This is a genomic window from Haloarchaeobius ordinarius (assembly GCF_051801355.1).
In the GTDB taxonomy this organism is placed as follows: domain Archaea; phylum Halobacteriota; class Halobacteria; order Halobacteriales; family Natrialbaceae; genus Haloarchaeobius.
Map to the genome: position 1 here is coordinate 171359 of NZ_CP196560.1, position 14373 is coordinate 185731.

At 65.8% G+C, this 14373-nt stretch carries 12 protein-coding genes and 1 tRNA gene; 4 read left to right on the plus strand and 9 right to left on the minus strand.

Going from position 1 to position 14373, the window contains the following annotated elements:
- Positions 1 to 123: 123 nt before the first annotated feature.
- The 7 genes from ACSC1R_RS00950 to ACSC1R_RS00980 all read right to left on the minus strand — a co-directional run bounded on the left by ACSC1R_RS00950 (position 124) and on the right by ACSC1R_RS00980 (position 5685).
- Positions 124 to 194 (minus strand) — tRNA-Pro (locus ACSC1R_RS00950).
- 70 nt (positions 195 to 264) lie between these two features.
- Positions 265 to 1140: an RNA-guided pseudouridylation complex pseudouridine synthase subunit Cbf5 gene (locus ACSC1R_RS00955; protein ID WP_439027194.1), complete on the minus strand. Its 876-nt coding sequence runs from the start codon at positions 1138 to 1140 to the stop codon at positions 265 to 267.
- A gap of 2 nt (positions 1141 to 1142) precedes the next feature.
- The gene (gene cmk / locus ACSC1R_RS00960) at positions 1143 to 1718 is read right to left on the minus strand and encodes a (d)CMP kinase (RefSeq protein ID WP_439027195.1); all 576 of its coding nucleotides are present in this window, start codon (positions 1716 to 1718) and stop codon (positions 1143 to 1145) included.
- A 121-nt stretch (positions 1719 to 1839) separates the two neighbouring features.
- Positions 1840 to 2748, minus strand: coding sequence for a DUF106 domain-containing protein (locus ACSC1R_RS00965; protein WP_439027196.1), 909 nt, complete (start codon positions 2746 to 2748; stop codon positions 1840 to 1842).
- Between the two features lie 36 nt (positions 2749 to 2784).
- Positions 2785 to 3435: an adenylate kinase gene (locus tag ACSC1R_RS00970; protein WP_439027197.1), complete on the minus strand. Its 651-nt coding sequence runs from the start codon at positions 3433 to 3435 to the stop codon at positions 2785 to 2787.
- A gap of 118 nt (positions 3436 to 3553) precedes the next feature.
- Positions 3554 to 3988: a cytidine deaminase gene (locus ACSC1R_RS00975; RefSeq protein WP_439027198.1), complete on the minus strand. Its 435-nt coding sequence runs from the start codon at positions 3986 to 3988 to the stop codon at positions 3554 to 3556.
- A 122-nt stretch (positions 3989 to 4110) separates the two neighbouring features.
- Entirely contained in the window at positions 4111 to 5685 is a 1575-nt protein-coding gene (locus ACSC1R_RS00980; RefSeq protein ID WP_439027199.1) for a S8 family serine peptidase, read from the minus strand.
- Between the two features lie 114 nt (positions 5686 to 5799).
- Here ACSC1R_RS00980 and ACSC1R_RS00985 point away from each other — a divergent pair, with 114 nt between their 5' ends.
- Positions 5800 to 6258 (plus strand): NYN domain-containing protein, encoded by a 459-nt coding sequence (locus tag ACSC1R_RS00985; protein ID WP_439027200.1) that lies wholly within the window; start codon positions 5800 to 5802, stop codon positions 6256 to 6258.
- Between the two features lie 213 nt (positions 6259 to 6471).
- Here the strand turns inward: ACSC1R_RS00985 and ACSC1R_RS00990 are convergent, their stop codons facing one another.
- Positions 6472 to 8340, minus strand: a complete 1869-nt coding sequence (locus ACSC1R_RS00990) for a S8 family serine peptidase (protein ID WP_439027201.1) — start codon at positions 8338 to 8340, stop codon at positions 6472 to 6474.
- Between the two features lie 324 nt (positions 8341 to 8664).
- The gene (locus tag ACSC1R_RS00995) at positions 8665 to 10533 is read right to left on the minus strand and encodes a S8 family serine peptidase (protein WP_439027202.1); all 1869 of its coding nucleotides are present in this window, start codon (positions 10531 to 10533) and stop codon (positions 8665 to 8667) included.
- Positions 10534 to 10746: 213 nt separating this feature from the next.
- Between ACSC1R_RS00995 and ACSC1R_RS01000 the strand changes: the two genes are divergently transcribed.
- The 3 genes from ACSC1R_RS01000 to ACSC1R_RS01010 all read left to right on the plus strand — a co-directional run bounded on the left by ACSC1R_RS01000 (position 10747) and on the right by ACSC1R_RS01010 (position 14372).
- Positions 10747 to 11586, plus strand: coding sequence for a TatD family hydrolase (locus ACSC1R_RS01000; protein WP_439028747.1), 840 nt, complete (start codon positions 10747 to 10749; stop codon positions 11584 to 11586).
- 111 nt (positions 11587 to 11697) lie between these two features.
- Complete coding sequence (locus tag ACSC1R_RS01005) at positions 11698 to 12279, plus strand: DUF2150 family protein (RefSeq protein WP_439027203.1); 582 nt, start codon at positions 11698 to 11700, stop codon at positions 12277 to 12279.
- Between the two features lie 50 nt (positions 12280 to 12329).
- Complete coding sequence (locus ACSC1R_RS01010; RefSeq protein ID WP_439027204.1) at positions 12330 to 14372, plus strand: hypothetical protein; 2043 nt, start codon at positions 12330 to 12332, stop codon at positions 14370 to 14372.
- Position 14373: the final 1 nt, after the last annotated feature.

Consider the following 14373-nt stretch of genomic DNA (forward strand, 5'->3'; position numbering starts at 1 on the left):
ACCAACAATCAGAGTCGGTTCGTTTTTTAGCTGTATGGGACCACGGTTGCTCACTACGTTCGCAACCTGCTCCCATTTTTACGCCACTCCGCTCCGCTAACGCTCCGCTACGTTGTGTAAAAATGGGACCGCCGAGAATTGAACTCGGGTCCTACGGACCCCATCCGCAGAGGATACCACTACCCCACGGTCCCTGTATTCAGAACCATGCCCGTCTGCCGTTTAAGGGTGTCGTTTCGTCTGCACTGTGAGAGGTACAGCCACTCAGACGAGCACCCGCTCCAGCTCGACCACGACACCGCTCTCCGCATCTGGTTCACCGACGAAGCGGCCGAGGCAGACGGCGCTTCCCTGGGGCGCGAGACAGGCCACGAGGTCGCCCTCCTCGACCGTGCCCTCGACCTCGATGACGCCCGGCGCGTACACCGGTGCGCCGTTCGCCACCTGTTCGGCAGCGTTCGGAGCGATAGTCACGTGCGGGAGGTGCTCCAGCGCGCGTTCTGCGGGCTGGACCACGTCGCGGAGCCAGGACTCGTCGCCGTCCTCGCGGTAGAACGCGAGGGCGTCCCAGAGGTCTTCGAGGGTGACGAGCGTGGAATCGTCGAAGGGGTCGGTCGCGGTGCGTCGGAGGTGCCCCATGTGGCCGCCAGTGCCCGCGGCGAGCCCGATGTCGTGACACAGCTTGCGGATGTACGTGCCGGACTCGCACTCGATACGGAGGAGCGCCTTGCGGTCTTTCACTTCGAGGACGTCGAGGTCGTACACCTCGCGCACGCGCAGGCGTCGGGAGACGGCGCTCTTTCGCGGCGGTTTCTGGTAGATGGGGGCCTCGAACTCGGCGACGGTGGCCTCGAAGTCGCCGGGTGCGGTCCCGTGGAGTTCGAGCACGCTGACGTACTCCTTCGAGCCCTCGAGGAACACCTGGGCCATGCGGGTGGCGTCACCGAGCAGCATCGGGAGGCAACCGGTGACCTTCGGGTCGAGCGTCCCCGAGTGGGCGGCCTGGTCGACGCCAGCCTCGTCGCGGACCCAGGCAGCGACCTGGTGGGCCGACGGGCCGGGCGGTTTGTCGAGGTTGACGACACCGAATTCGAGCAGTTCCTCGGGCGAGCGGTCGTCTGGCGGTGCGCGAAGACTCATACTCAGAACTCGTAGTCGAACTCGACCGGACTTTTGCCTTCGTCGTGGTCGCCGTCGTAGGTCTCGACTGCGCCGACGAGGATGTCGACGACGGTGTCGGCGTCCCAGCGGGCCGTGTTGAGACACAGGTCGTAGATAGAGCGGTCGCCGATGTCGATGCCGTAGTACTCCTGGTAGCGCTTGGCTTCGCTGGCCTCGCGGGCCTGAGTCTCCTCGGCGGCGGTCTCGGGCGATTTCTCCTCGCGGTCGGCGATGCGCTCGCCGCGGACCGAGAGCGGGGCATCGAGCCAGAAGCGGAAGTCGGCGGCGTCACCGGCGAGCCAGCCAGCGAGACGGGACTCGAGGACGACGCCGTCGCGCTCGTGAGCGATCTCTCGCAGGCGCCGGTCGAGGTCGATGTCTATCTGCTCGTCCTCTTCGGCGAGCTTGTTGAACTCCAGTGGCGTCATGTCCCGCTCGGCGGCGAGTTCGCGGAAGATGTCGCCGCCGGAGATGTGTTCCAGGTCGAAGGCCTCGGCCAGCCCGGCCGCTGTGGTGCTCTTGCCTGTTCCCGGCGGTCCGGAGACGGTCAGTAACATATCCACCCTCGGAGCGTGCCAGTAAAAGAGATTGTGACTTCAGACCGGTACGCGGGGGTGTGTCACGCCCGGGTGTCGCGGTTTCCGCGCGTGATGAGTCGAGACGACGGGTGACGCCAGCTTACGTCGGCGTCGCGTCGAGGTCCAGCGTCTTGCGGATGAGCTGGGTAAAGCCCATCGAGCAGAGGAAGTACCAGATAATCCACGCCGGCATCGGGCCGACGCCGTCCTGCCAGCCGTGCTCGCCGAAGATTGGCATGACCATGCCGCCCTCGATCGCCGTGTTGAGGTGGCCGTCACGGATCATCCAGTACATCCAGAGGAACGCAGGGATGGTGAGGAGCATGATCCACGCCATCGGGCGGAAGTTCTCTTTCATCATCTCACCCTGGTCGCCCAGTGCGTCCATCTTCTCCTCCTGAATCTTGTCGAGCGCGTCGTCGTCGCCGCGTTCCTTGGCGGCCTTCTCGCGCTCGTTGATGTCCTGCATCTTCTTCTGGATGCCCTTGACTTTGCTCTGGTCGACCATGTTCGCCTGCAGGAGCGTCGAGTAGAGCCCGGTGAGCAGGGCAATCGCGAGGATGACCGCGTAGAACGGGAGCACGTCGTTCAGTGGCTGGAACACCACGTCGATGGTGCTGCCGACGACGTTCCGGATCGGGGTGTAGTAGTATCCGGCCATCATCGCCAGGGCGACGACACCGGCCACCTTGTCTTCGGTCCGCCAGCTCGACCCGCTGCTCGCGTCGTCGAGTTCGACGCTGCTGGAACTGACCGTGAGGTCGCCGTCGAGCGCTTTCTCGACTGCCTCCGGGTCGGCAATCTTGAACCCGTCGTCACTGTCGACGAGCAGGTCGGTCTGGATGAGTCGACCCCATCGACCGCTGTCGACCCCATTCATGTCCTTGACGTCCTTCCATTCGAGCGCCCGGTCGCCATCGTCGCTCGCGTCCATGAGGACGGTGAGCGCCTCGGCCATCTCGGGGTTGTCCTCGATGAAGGAGGCTACTTTCTCCGCTGTCCACGCCATATAGAGTCGTGTTAGAAACGAGTAGGTAAGAAGCTTTTACTCTGCGCGCGCTTCGATGGCGGCCTTCACGTCCGCCCAGACCTCGTCCGGGGCCTGGTTGCCGTCGACGGCGGCGAACTCGTCGCGGCCCTCGTAGTACTCGATGACGGGGACGGTGTTCTCCTCGAACACGTCGAGTCGGTTCGCGACGGCCTCCTCGGTGTCGTCGTCGCGCTGGTGGAGGTCACCACCGCACTCGTCACAGACGCCCTCGGTCTCGGGCTGGTTGTACTTGACGTGGTAGTTGGTTCCGCACTCCTCGCAGACGCGGCGGCCGGTGAGGCGGTCGGTGAGTTCGTCACGGTCCACGTCGAGGTAGAGGATGACGTCGAGGTCGGTCATCTCCGAGAGTTCCTCGGCCTGTTCGAGGTTTCGTGGATAGCCGTCGAGGACGTAGCCGTCGGCGCTGGAGAGCGCCTCCTCGACGATGGCGTTGACGACTTCGTCGGGGACGAGGTCGCCCTGCTCCATGTACTCCCGCGGTGTGTCGTACTCGGTGTCCATGTCGCTGATGTCCATGTCCTTGTTACCGCGGAGCGCGTCGCCGGTGGTGACGTGTTCGACGCCGAACGTCTCGACGATGTGCTTGGATTGCGTCCCCTTGCCTGCCCCGGGCGCACCGAGGATCAGGATGTGCGGTTTGCTCATGTGCGGGGCATCACCCCGACGGCTTAAAGAGTTAAAGAAAGGAGCCAGCGATGCCGGTCCGGGGCGCAGGTGACGACGGCGGTCGAAGGTGGTGACGACGTGAGCCGACGTGGGAGCCTCACCACGTCCGGGTCGGAAGCAGGTCGATAGCCCTGACCACGCGGTCCTCCCCGTCGACGGGTGCAATGACGCGCATGTCCGGGTTGTAATCCGCCAGCAGTTCCCGACAGGAGCCGCACGGTGGAACGACACGAACCTCGTCCGTGTCGTGTGATTCCATCGGGTACGCCACCGCGACACAGGTTCGGATTTCGTCGTGCCGATAGCCGTCGGCGATGGCCGCTCCGACCGCCACCGGTTCGCCACACATCGATGCACGCCCGATGCTCGCCGGTAGACTCACGCCCTCGTACACCGCACCGTCGGCCATCCGGACGCCAGCGGCGACGATGTGTGCCCCGTCGAAGAAATCCGGGTCGAACGCGTCGGCGTTGGTCTCGCGTACATCGTCGATGAGGGCCTCGTCGGTGGCGGTCAGCGGAGAGTGTTCCATACGGGTAACTCTCGACTGCCGGACAAATGCGTTCTGATAGATGCGAGTTACCGAGTCGCCGATGCGAGAACGTCGCGACGTGGCCCGGGTGGGGCCGGAGGCCGACATCGGTAGCTCGCGGGTCACCCCTCAGTGTACTCGGTGATCGTCAGGTCGTAGTCACCGGACCCGAGGAACGAGTTCACGGTTAGCTGCATTGCGGTGGAGTCGTCGACGCCCTGGATGGCGATGTGTTCTCGACTGTCGAGGCTCGTCGCGGCGTAGTCGTAGTTCCACGGCATCGCGTCTTTCGTCGTGCCGGTGTTGACGTAGAGGTCGAAGTCCGCCCCGCTCGGCCCGTCGAGTTCGACCGTCACGTCGGTCGGGTCGTCGAACTCCCACGTGTACGCCCAGCCGTCGGCGTCCCAGAACCCGTTGAGGGAGTCGCTAACGGTCGTGGCGGTGGAATCGCGGCTGTCACCGCCGTCCGCCGGGTCGGTGGTGACCGCCCCGTGGGCGTCGACCTGTCCACTCCCCTGCCGGGGTGCAGCCAATCCGATGTCCCTGGCTGTCTCCTTCAGGTGCCGACGGAGCGCGTCGTTCGAGAGGTCTGGCCACTGTGCGAGCGTGAGTCCGGCCACGCCGGAGACGATGGGCGTCGCCATCGACGTCCCCGAGAGTCGCTCGTACGAGCCGCGTTCTTCGGTCGTCGTCGAGAGCACCGACACGCCGGGCGCACAGAGTTCGACGCTGTCTCCGTACTGGCTGAAGCGGGCGAAGTTCTCGTCCGAATCGACCGCGGAGACCGCCACACACTCGGGATACGCGGCCGGGTAGGCGACGCCCTCCGAGCCGTCGTTGCCGGCCGCACAGACCACCAGCGACCCCGCGACCTGGGCGTAGCTCACTGCGTTCTTCAGCGTCTGCCGGCCGCCACCCCCACCGAGACTCATGTTGATGACGTCCGCGCCCTGGTCTGCTGCCCACTGGACCGCGTCGGCGACGTCGCTCGTCGACCCGCTCCCGTTTTCGTCGAGCGCCCGGGCGCTGACGAGCGTCGAATTCCCCTGTCCGGCGATGCCAGTGCCGTTGTCGACGACACCAGCGGCACAGCCGGCGACGTGGGTCCCGTGGAACTCGGTCTCAGGGTCGTCCGGGTAGGGGTCGTCGTCGCCGTCGACGAAGTCCGTGCCGGGGGTGGACGCGAAGTTAGTGGCGAGGTCGGGATGGTCGTACTGGACGCCGGTGTCGACCACCGCGATGGTCACGTCGGAGTCGCCGAACGTGGTCTCCCACGCGTCGTTCGAGTTGACCTGCTGGGGCGCGTACTGGCTGTCGAAGCGTGTGTCGTCCGGTTCCTGGAACGTCGAGTACGTTCGGTTCCGCTCGACGTACTTCACGCCCTGCAGTCGCGTGAGCGCGTCGTCTATCCTGTTGCGGGCGGCGTCCGAGCCGACGTCTGGAATCCGAACCGCGACGTAGCCCAGCGTCTCGTTCCCGTGGACAACCGTCGCCTCGCCCGGGATGGCTTCTTCTACCGTCTCCCGCCAGTCCGAGAGGGCCGGCGAGATGCCGACCAGGAGTTCCTCGGCCTTCGGCCCCGGACTGCGCCCCGGTGTGGCACCGACGACGCTACCGAACCCGGCTGCACTGGCGACAGCACCGGCCGCTTTCACGAACTGTCGTCGCCCGAGCCGTGCGGGCACATCGTCTGGCATGCGTACCAAACCTCTCCGAATTGTTGTATATCGTGGGCATGATTGGTCTGGACCCGCCGTTCGACCGCGCCCCGAACCGCCACCGCTTTGAGCGCCACGACGAGACTCTGGGGCATGAACGAGCGGTTCAGACGGCTCCTGCCGGGCACCGAGCCACACCCACGACCACGCATCGGCCTGTTCGTAGACGGGCCGAACGTGCTCCGCGACGAGTTCGACGTGGACCTCGACGACGTCCGCGAAGCGGCCCGCGCCGAGGGCGACCTCGTCGTGACGAGACTCTACCTCGACGAACACGCCACCCCCGGCCTCATCCAGGCCGCCGAAGCCCGGGGCTACGAGGTCATCGTCACGAGCGGTGACGTCGACGTGAAACTCGCCATCGACGCGACCGAAGCCGCCGTGACCGAGGTCATCGACACGCTCGCCATCGTCTCGCGAGACACGGACTTCAAGCCGGTCCTCGAGACCGCGGGGAGACACGGACTGCGGACGCTCGCTATCGCACCCGGCGAGTACGGGCGCTCGGACGCGCTCCAGAACGCCGCCAACGACGCCATCGTCTTGCAGTAGGTCGGTCGAACTGTCACCTCGGCCCGTGCCGGCGAGGGCACGCTGACGCCGTCGCTGGGTGTGATGCGAAACGATACCGAAACGATACCGAAACGATACCGAAACGATACCGAAACGAGAGACGCGAGCGACGGTCGTGCCAGCCGTCGCCGAAACCAGGTGGCCGTCGGCCGCGTCACGTGATAGAAGGGTGCCGAGTCCGACAGTCGCCGCTTACTTCCCGAGCTCTTCGACGGAGACGGTGTAGCTGCCGGAGCCGGAGTAGGAGTCGACGAGGATGCCTAACTCCTGCCCCGGACTCACGTTCTCGAGGACGATCTGCTCGTTGCTGTCCTGCGTGATGGACCGCTTGTCGTAGTCGTAGGTGCTCGGCGTGCGCCCGTCGGTCGTCACGTACAGGTCGAAGTCGGACCAGCGACCACCCGAAAGCGAGACAGTGACCTGGCACGGGTCCGCGAGGTCGAGTTCGTACGTGTACGAGTCGGAGTCGTAGTAGCCGTAGAGGTAGCCGTCCGCGGAGCCGCCCGAGGAAGCGTCACCACAGGAGCCACCGCTCTGGGACTCGACGGTGATGGCGACGGAGTCCGACGAGGACGCGCCGTCGTCGTCCGTGACGGTGAGCGTCGCCGTGTAGTCGCCCGCGCTGCCGTAGGCGTGGGTCGCGGTCGCGCCGGTCGCAGTCGCGCCGTCGCCGAAGTCCCACTCGTAGGAGCTGATGGAGCCGTCCGAGTCCGCGGAGCCGGAGCCGTCGAAGGTGACGTCCTGCCCGACCGTGACGGTCGCCGAGGAGGCGCTGATGTCGACGGTCGGGGCCGTGTTGCCACCGCCGCCGCCGCCACCACCGCCCGCGTTGACGAGGTTGGCAGCGTCGACGCGGCCGGCACCCTGCTTGTCAGCGGAGAGCCCGATGTCGACGGCCGTCTCCTTCAGCTTCGAGCGGAGCTGGGTGTTCGTCCAGTCGGGGTTGGCGGCGAGACCGAGCGCCGCGACACCCGCGGCGGCCGGGCACGCCATCGACGTGCCGGATATCTTGTTGTACTTGCCGCCGTACTGCGAGACGTTCTCGGTCCACGTCGAGAGGACGTCGACACCGGGCGCGACGACGCTCTGCTTGGAGCCGTACTGGCTGAAGCTCGCGAGGTTCTCGTTCTCGTCGACCGCACCGATGGCCATACACTCGTCGTAGGCTGCCGGGTACGAGACCGAGCTAGAACCGTCGTTACCGGACGCACAGATGATGGTGACGCCCGCGTTCGCGGCGTAGCTGACCGCGTTCTTCATCGTGTTCGTGTAGCCACCGCCACCGAGAGACATGTTGATGATGTCCGCGCCCTGGTCGGCCGCCCACTTGACGGCGTCCGCGATGTCGGCCGTCGACCCGGAGCCCTGCTCACTGAGCGCACGCCCGGAGAGCAGTGACGCGTTCGAGATACCGGAGATACCGGTGCTGTTGTCGGTGGTGCCCGCACAGATGCCGGCGACGTGAGTCCCGTGGTACTCGTCGGCCATCGAGTCCGGATACGGGTCGGCGTCCGAGTCGACGAAGTCTTTGCCCTTGTTGGAGCCGAAACGGTCGGCGAGGTCGGGGTGGTCGTACATGACACCCTGGTCGACCACCGCGATGGTGACACCCTCGCCCGTGGTGGTGTCCCACGCCTCGGGAGCGCGGACCTGCTGGGGTGCGTACTGGTCACCGAACTTCGGGTCGTTCGGGGTCGCGAACGCGTAGTGCGTCTTGTTCTCCTCGACGTACTTCACGCCGGCCTTCTTCTTCATCGCTTCCGCGACCGAAGAGTTGGCCTGCGCCGACGCCTGGTCGGGGAGCTGGACGGCCATGTACCCGAGGTCGTCGTTCCGGTGGACGACTCGGGCGTTGTTCGGGAGGGCGTCCTGCACGCGCGACTGCGCCGTCGACATGCTGGTCGACGCCGAGATACCGACGAGGAGCTCGTCCTCCTTCGGTCCAGGGTCGCGACCGGGCGTCGCCGATGTGACGCCTGCGAGCATAGCGGCCGCGCCCGCTGCACCCGTCGCTTTCAGGAAGGTACGTCGTGCCCACGATTGACTGTTATCGTCTGTCATGACACAGGCAACCAGATGGACCACCAGTACTTAAATTTTTACAAAACTTGGCTAAATTTATAGAATCTTGAGACAATTTCCAGAATAGCTGGCGGAAAATTGTGTGGTATAGCAGATAGAAACCATGATGAACGCACTCCCTGTTTTTCGGTATCCGGCTGCTCAGTCGCTCGTGGCGTGGTTGACACCACCACCCACGGTCTGGTGACACGTGTTCGTCTCGCGATAGGGTTCGACGTTCGCCTCGCGATACGGTCCGAAAAAAGACGGCAAGGGGATTCGCTGCTGGAGCGACGAACGGGAAGTCGTCGCAGTCGAGCGCCCTTACTTCCCGAGCTCTTCAACGGAGACGGTGTAGCTGCCGGAGCCGGAGTAGGAGTCGACGAGGATGCCGAACTCCTGGCCAGCGCTCACGGTGTCGATGACGATCTGCTCGTTGCTGTCCTGCGTGATAGAGCGCGCGTCGTAGTCGTAGGTGCTCGGCGTGCGCCCGTCGGTCGTCACGTACAGGTCGAAGTCAGCACCTGCCGGGCCGTCGAGAGTCACCGTGACCTGGCACGGGTCCGCGAGGTCGGCCGTGTACGAGTAACTGTCACTGTCCCAGTAGCCCGAGAGCGAGCCGTCTGCGGAGCCACCGGACGAGGTCGAGCCACAGGAGCCGCCGCTGCCGGACTCGACCGTGACGGTCACCGAGGCCGTGTCGCTCGCACCGTCGTCGTCGGTCACGGTGAGCGTCACGGTGTAGTCACCGGAGCTGCCGTAGGAGTGCGACGTCGTCGCGCCCGTCGCGGTCGTCCCGTCGCCGAAGTCCCACTCGTAGGAGCTGATGGAGCCGTCCGAGTCCGAGGAGCCGGAGCCGTCGAAGGAGACGGAGTCACCGACCGAGACCGTGCGCGAGCCGCCCGCGATGTCCGCGGTCGGGCCGGTGTTGCCGCCACCGCCACCGCCGCTGCCGCCGACGATGTTCGCCGCGTCGACGCGCCCAGCACCCTGCTGGTTCGAGGGGAGGCCGATGTCGACCGCGGTGTTCTTCAGCTTCGAGCGAAGCTCGGAGACGGTGAGAGTCGGGTCGGCGGCGAGGCCGAGCGCCGCGACACCCGCGGCGGCCGGGCACGCCATCGACGTGCCGGATATCTTGTTGTACTTGCCGCCGTACTGCGAGACGTTCTCGGTCCACGTCGAGAGGATGTCGACGCCGGGTGCGGCGACGTCTATCTCGCTGCCGTAGTTCGAGAAGCTCGCGAGGTTCTCGTTCTCGTCGACCGCGGAGACCGCGACACACTCGTTGTAGGCGGCCGGGTACGACACCGAGCTGGCACCGTCGTTCCCCGCCGCACAGATTGGGAGCGCGCCGTTGTCGACGGCGTAACTGACGGCGTTTTTCATCGTGTTCGTGTAACCGCCGCCGCCGAGGCTCATGTTGATGATGTCCGCGCCCTGGTCTGCGGCCCACTGGACCGCGTCGGCGATGTCGGCCGTCGAACCGGAACCCTGCTCACTGAGCGCACGCCCGGAGAGGAGGGTGGAGTCCGACATGCCGGCGATGCCGGTGCCGTTGTCGGTGGTGCCCGCACAGATGCCGGCGACGTGGGTCCCGTGGTACTCGTCGGCCATCGAGTCCGGGTACGGGTCGGCGTCCGAGTCGACGAAGTCCTGCCCCTTGTCGGACCCGAAGCGTGCCGAGAGGTCGGGGTGGTCGTACATGACGCCCTGGTCGACCACCGCGATGGTCACGTCGGAACTGCCCTGCGTCGTGTCCCAGGCGCTCGGTGCGCGGACCTGCTGGGGTGCGTACTGGTCACCGAACTTCGGGTCGTTCGGCGTCGCCAGCGCGTAGTGCGTCGTGTTCTCCTCGACGTACTTCACGCCGGGCTTCTGCTTCATCGCCTCTGCGACGGCGGAGTCGGCCTGTACCGACGCCTGGTCCGGCAGTCGGACGGCCATGTAGCCGAGGTCGTGGTTCTCGTGGACCACTTCCGCGTTCGCGGGGAGGTCGCTTGTGACGGCCGCCTTCGCGTCAGCGACGCTCGCACTCGCGGAGACACCCACGAGGAGTTCGTTCTCCTTCGGTCCGGGGGACCGGCCCGGCGTGGCAGCAGTCAGTCCGGGGACTGCCGCCGCACCTGCGGCGAGACCGGTTGCTTGTAGGAACGTACGTCGGCTTGGGGACGGTTGGTTGCTATCGTCTGCCATGCCCATCCGCATCGAATGGTGATTACCATTTATATTTTTCCCATTCGCTCGAGTAAATTAGCGGCAATTGATTCACTAGTGCAATAAATTTTTAAGTAAAATCCAGCCATTCGGGGGGCGACGATACCGGGTCCCGGACGAGACACCGACGCCAGAACTCACCGGCTGGAGACAGGTTTTTCACTCGCGCTCGCGCACGCACGACCAGTGACAATGCCCGAACTCGACACGCCGGTACTGGACAACCATCTCCACCTCGACCCGGACCACGGACGCGGTATCGAGGCCGTGAAGGACTTCGCGCGCGTCGGCGGCACCCACCTGCTCGTGGTGAACAAACCGTCGTGGCACCTCGGCGACCTCCCGAGCGAGCGCTCGGACTTCCGGCACGTCTTCGAGACCACCATCGACGTCGTCGCGGACGCGACCGACGAACTGCCCGGTCGCGCGTGGCCCGTCCTCGGCGTCCACCCGGGCCTCGTCTCCAAACTCGTCGACGCGGGCCACTCGCCCGACGACGCGCGTCAGCTCATGCAGTCGGGTCTCGACCTCGCGGCCGAGTACGTCGACGACGGAAACGCCCTCGCGCTCAAGTCCGGCCGCCCGCACTACGACGTCTCCGATGCGGTCTGGGAGGCCTCGAACGCGGTGATGCGCCACGCCTTCGCCCTCGGTGCCCGCGAGAAGTGTGCAGTCCAGCTCCACACCGAAGCCAGCGACGACCTCACCGAGATTGCGGAGTGGGCCGAGGAGGCCGGACTCGACCGCACGCACGTGGTCAAGCATTATGCTGGTGGCGAACTCGCCGGGCCGGTCCCGAGCGTGATGAGCGAGAAAGACCGTCTCGAACTCGCAGCCGACGGCGACCATCCCTTCCTGATGGAGACCGACTTCGTCGACGACCCCGACCGACCTGGTGCGGTCCTCGGCCCGAAGACCGTCCCGCGCCGGGTCCGCTGGCTGCTGGAGGAGGGGTACGACGAGGCCGTCCACCGGGCCCACGTCGAGACGCCCGCCCTGGTCTACGACATCGACACCGAAGGGACGCTGTGACCGCACAGGTACTGGTCTTTCGTGGTGAACCGGACGCCGAACCGGATGTGCACCGTCCCCACGGGGCCCAAGTAGAGAAAGGCATTTGACTACGCCGGGGTAGGTTGACGTATGAGCACGCCCCCGACCGAGTACTACTCGGCCGAACGCTGGCAGAACTGGGTGGACCGCATCCGTGAGGAAGAGATAGACGCAGAAGACGAGGACTCCATGCGCGTCTTCGACCTCATGCAGGACGACGCAGCCATCGCCGCCGCCAAGATCGTCGCGAGCTTCGACGACGACGACCTCGACGAGGAGGCGGCCTCAGAGAAGATAAACGAGATCGGCGACATCGTCTTCTCCGAGCCCGACTTCGACGACGAGGACAAGGTGTTCCTCGTCGGGAGCGTCCAGGAGAGCCTGAGCATCGTCCTCCACGCCTGCATGGAGTACATCCACGCCGGTGCGGCCGAAGAGGCCACCATCGAGGACTACGTCGCCGCCGCGGCCGACGCCGAACAGGGCGAGGACATCGAGAGCGCCCGCGGCTACCTCGTCAAGGCCGGGACGCTCATCATCGACGGCGAGAACCTCTCGCCGGAACTCGGCAAGGACCTCGAGTACGGGCCGGTCGCCGAGTGGCTCAACGGACTCGCGAGCCTCCAGTCTGCCATGGAGGACCCCGAGGTCGTCGAAGAAGACGACGAGTGAAGTCGCCTGGGCAACAAGGGTTTTAATCTCACACTGGGTAAGACAGCTAAATGGGTAGCCGTGGGGACGAGCGCGCCGTAACCGTACAGGTCGGCGCAGTGATTCTGCTCGCCTTCGTCGTCATCGCTATCGCGACCTACCAGGCACAGGTCGTCCCCCAGCAGAACTCACAGGTAGAGTACAACCACAACCAGCAGGTCCACCAGCGGATGCAAGAGCTCCGCGACGTGATACAGACCGTCCCGGCGACCGGCGGTGGCGGCTCGGTCGCGGTTCCGCTCGGGACGACCTACCCCGCCCGGAGTATCTTCGTGAATCCCGCACCTCCCGGGGGGACCCTCTCGACGGTCGGGACCACGAACGAGACCATCGCCTTCGCCGTGGGGAACGCGAGTGCGACCGACACCGAAGCCGCCGACTACTGGAACGGGACGACACAGTCGTTCACGACCGGTGCGCTCGTCTACCAGCCCCGGTACAACGCCTACCAGAACGCCCCCCTCACCATCTACGAGAACTCGGTCGTCTACAACCGCTTCGACACGGCGAACGTCACCCTCGCTGGACAGAACATCTTCGACGGCAAGCGCATCACGCTCGTCGCGATGAACGGGAGCCTCCGTGAGAGTTCAGGAACAGCGTCCGTGACGCTCCGACCGGTGAGCGCGTCGACACAGAGTCTCTCGGTGACCAACAGGTCCGGGCCCGTCACCGTGACCATCCCATCGACGCTCACGGCGAGCGAGTGGCGCACCCTCCTCCAGGAGTCGGGCCAGTACGACGCAGGCGGCGACCCGGACGCGTACGTCACCGCTGTCTCGCTGAACAGGACCGTCCCCTCCCCCGAGTTCGGCCAGCCCGTCTACTTCGTCGACTTCGTGCTCGAACCCGACGTGACCTACACCCTCCGGCTGGCGAAGGTCGGCGTCGGCACGGGCGTCAGCTCGCGCGAGAACGGCGCGTACCTCGCTCCCGTTGGGAGCACGACGAGACAGACGCCGACCGGCGGGTCCGAGACGCTGACCGTGCAGGTCCGCGACCGGTACAACAACCCCGAGAGTGGCGTGACGGTGAACGCGACGGTCGTGAGCGGCGGCGGCAGCGTCTCGCCCGCCCAGACCGAGAGCGACGACGCCGGCACCGCGACGGTCACCTACGACGCGCCGAGTTCTGCCGGCACCGCGACGGTCCGGATGAACGTCTCGACCAGTCCGCGGTCGTGGGAGCTGGTCAACTTCACCGTGCAGGTCCAGGCCACCGGTGGTGGTGGCGGAGGCGGAGGGAACGGCGCGTACGAAGTCGAGTGGCAGGACCCGTCGGCCCAGACCGGCGTGAGCTGTCCGAGTGGCCCGAACGGGACGTGTTCGGTCGACGGGGCACAGACGACCAGCGTCTCTCTGACGATGGGGACGTCCCCGACCGCCGACGGTGCCAGCGTCTCCTACGCGGTCAACAACACCACGGTCGGCACCATCTCGCCCCAGTCGGGGACCACGGACAACACGGGCGAGGACACGACGACACTGTCGCTCTCTGAGAACAGAACCGTCGTCGTCTACGCGACCAGCGGAGCCGGCGGGGACAGCATCACGCTGGACGTGAGCGACCTGCCCGGCGGTGGCGGCGGGCCGGGTGATACGACGCCGCCAACGCTTGACTCTGCATCCGTCAGTGCGAACCAGGCGAACGGAAACAGTCGGACCGACACGGTGACCTTCGACTACCAGACCAGCGACAACATCGGCGTGCAGAACGTCACGCTGACCGGTGTCAAGACCAGTGACAGTACCGTCCTGTTCGACGACACGACCACCGTCACCGACGCGACCGGGAGAAGCTACTCCTTCAGTAGAATCGACACCAGGAACACCGACATCGACATCACCATCGTCGTCAACGACACGAGCGGGAACTCCCAGACGTGTACCGGCACGCTGACCAGCGACGGGCAGACGATAACGAAGTCCTCCGACATGACCTGCTCGACCTCCCCGAACGTCCAGGCGCTCCCAAGTGTCGCACGGGCGACCACCGGAACCGACGGACCCCACTCGTTCGTGCCCGGCCAGCGGACTCGCGTCGTCCGGGACTGAC

Coding starts and splice junctions, on each gene's coding strand:
- ACSC1R_RS01000 (WP_439028747.1), top strand. CDS start 10,747: ATGCCCGAACTCGACACGCCGGTACTGGACAACCATCTCCACCTCGAC.
- ACSC1R_RS00980 (WP_439027199.1), bottom strand. CDS start 5,685: ATGCCAGACGATGTGCCCGCACGGCTCGGGCGACGACAGTTCGTGAAA.
- ACSC1R_RS00975 (WP_439027198.1), bottom strand. CDS start 3,988: ATGGAACACTCTCCGCTGACCGCCACCGACGAGGCCCTCATCGACGAT.
- ACSC1R_RS00990 (WP_439027201.1), bottom strand. CDS start 8,340: ATGACAGACGATAACAGTCAATCGTGGGCACGACGTACCTTCCTGAAA.
- ACSC1R_RS01005 (WP_439027203.1), top strand. CDS start 11,698: ATGAGCACGCCCCCGACCGAGTACTACTCGGCCGAACGCTGGCAGAAC.
- ACSC1R_RS00955 (WP_439027194.1), bottom strand. CDS start 1,140: ATGAGTCTTCGCGCACCGCCAGACGACCGCTCGCCCGAGGAACTGCTC.
- ACSC1R_RS00965 (WP_439027196.1), bottom strand. CDS start 2,748: ATGGCGTGGACAGCGGAGAAAGTAGCCTCCTTCATCGAGGACAACCCC.
- ACSC1R_RS00970 (WP_439027197.1), bottom strand. CDS start 3,435: ATGAGCAAACCGCACATCCTGATCCTCGGTGCGCCCGGGGCAGGCAAG.
- ACSC1R_RS01010 (WP_439027204.1), top strand. CDS start 12,330: ATGGGTAGCCGTGGGGACGAGCGCGCCGTAACCGTACAGGTCGGCGCA.
- ACSC1R_RS00985 (WP_439027200.1), top strand. CDS start 5,800: ATGAACGAGCGGTTCAGACGGCTCCTGCCGGGCACCGAGCCACACCCA.
- ACSC1R_RS00995 (WP_439027202.1), bottom strand. CDS start 10,533: ATGGCAGACGATAGCAACCAACCGTCCCCAAGCCGACGTACGTTCCTA.
- cmk (WP_439027195.1), bottom strand. CDS start 1,718: ATGTTACTGACCGTCTCCGGACCGCCGGGAACAGGCAAGAGCACCACA.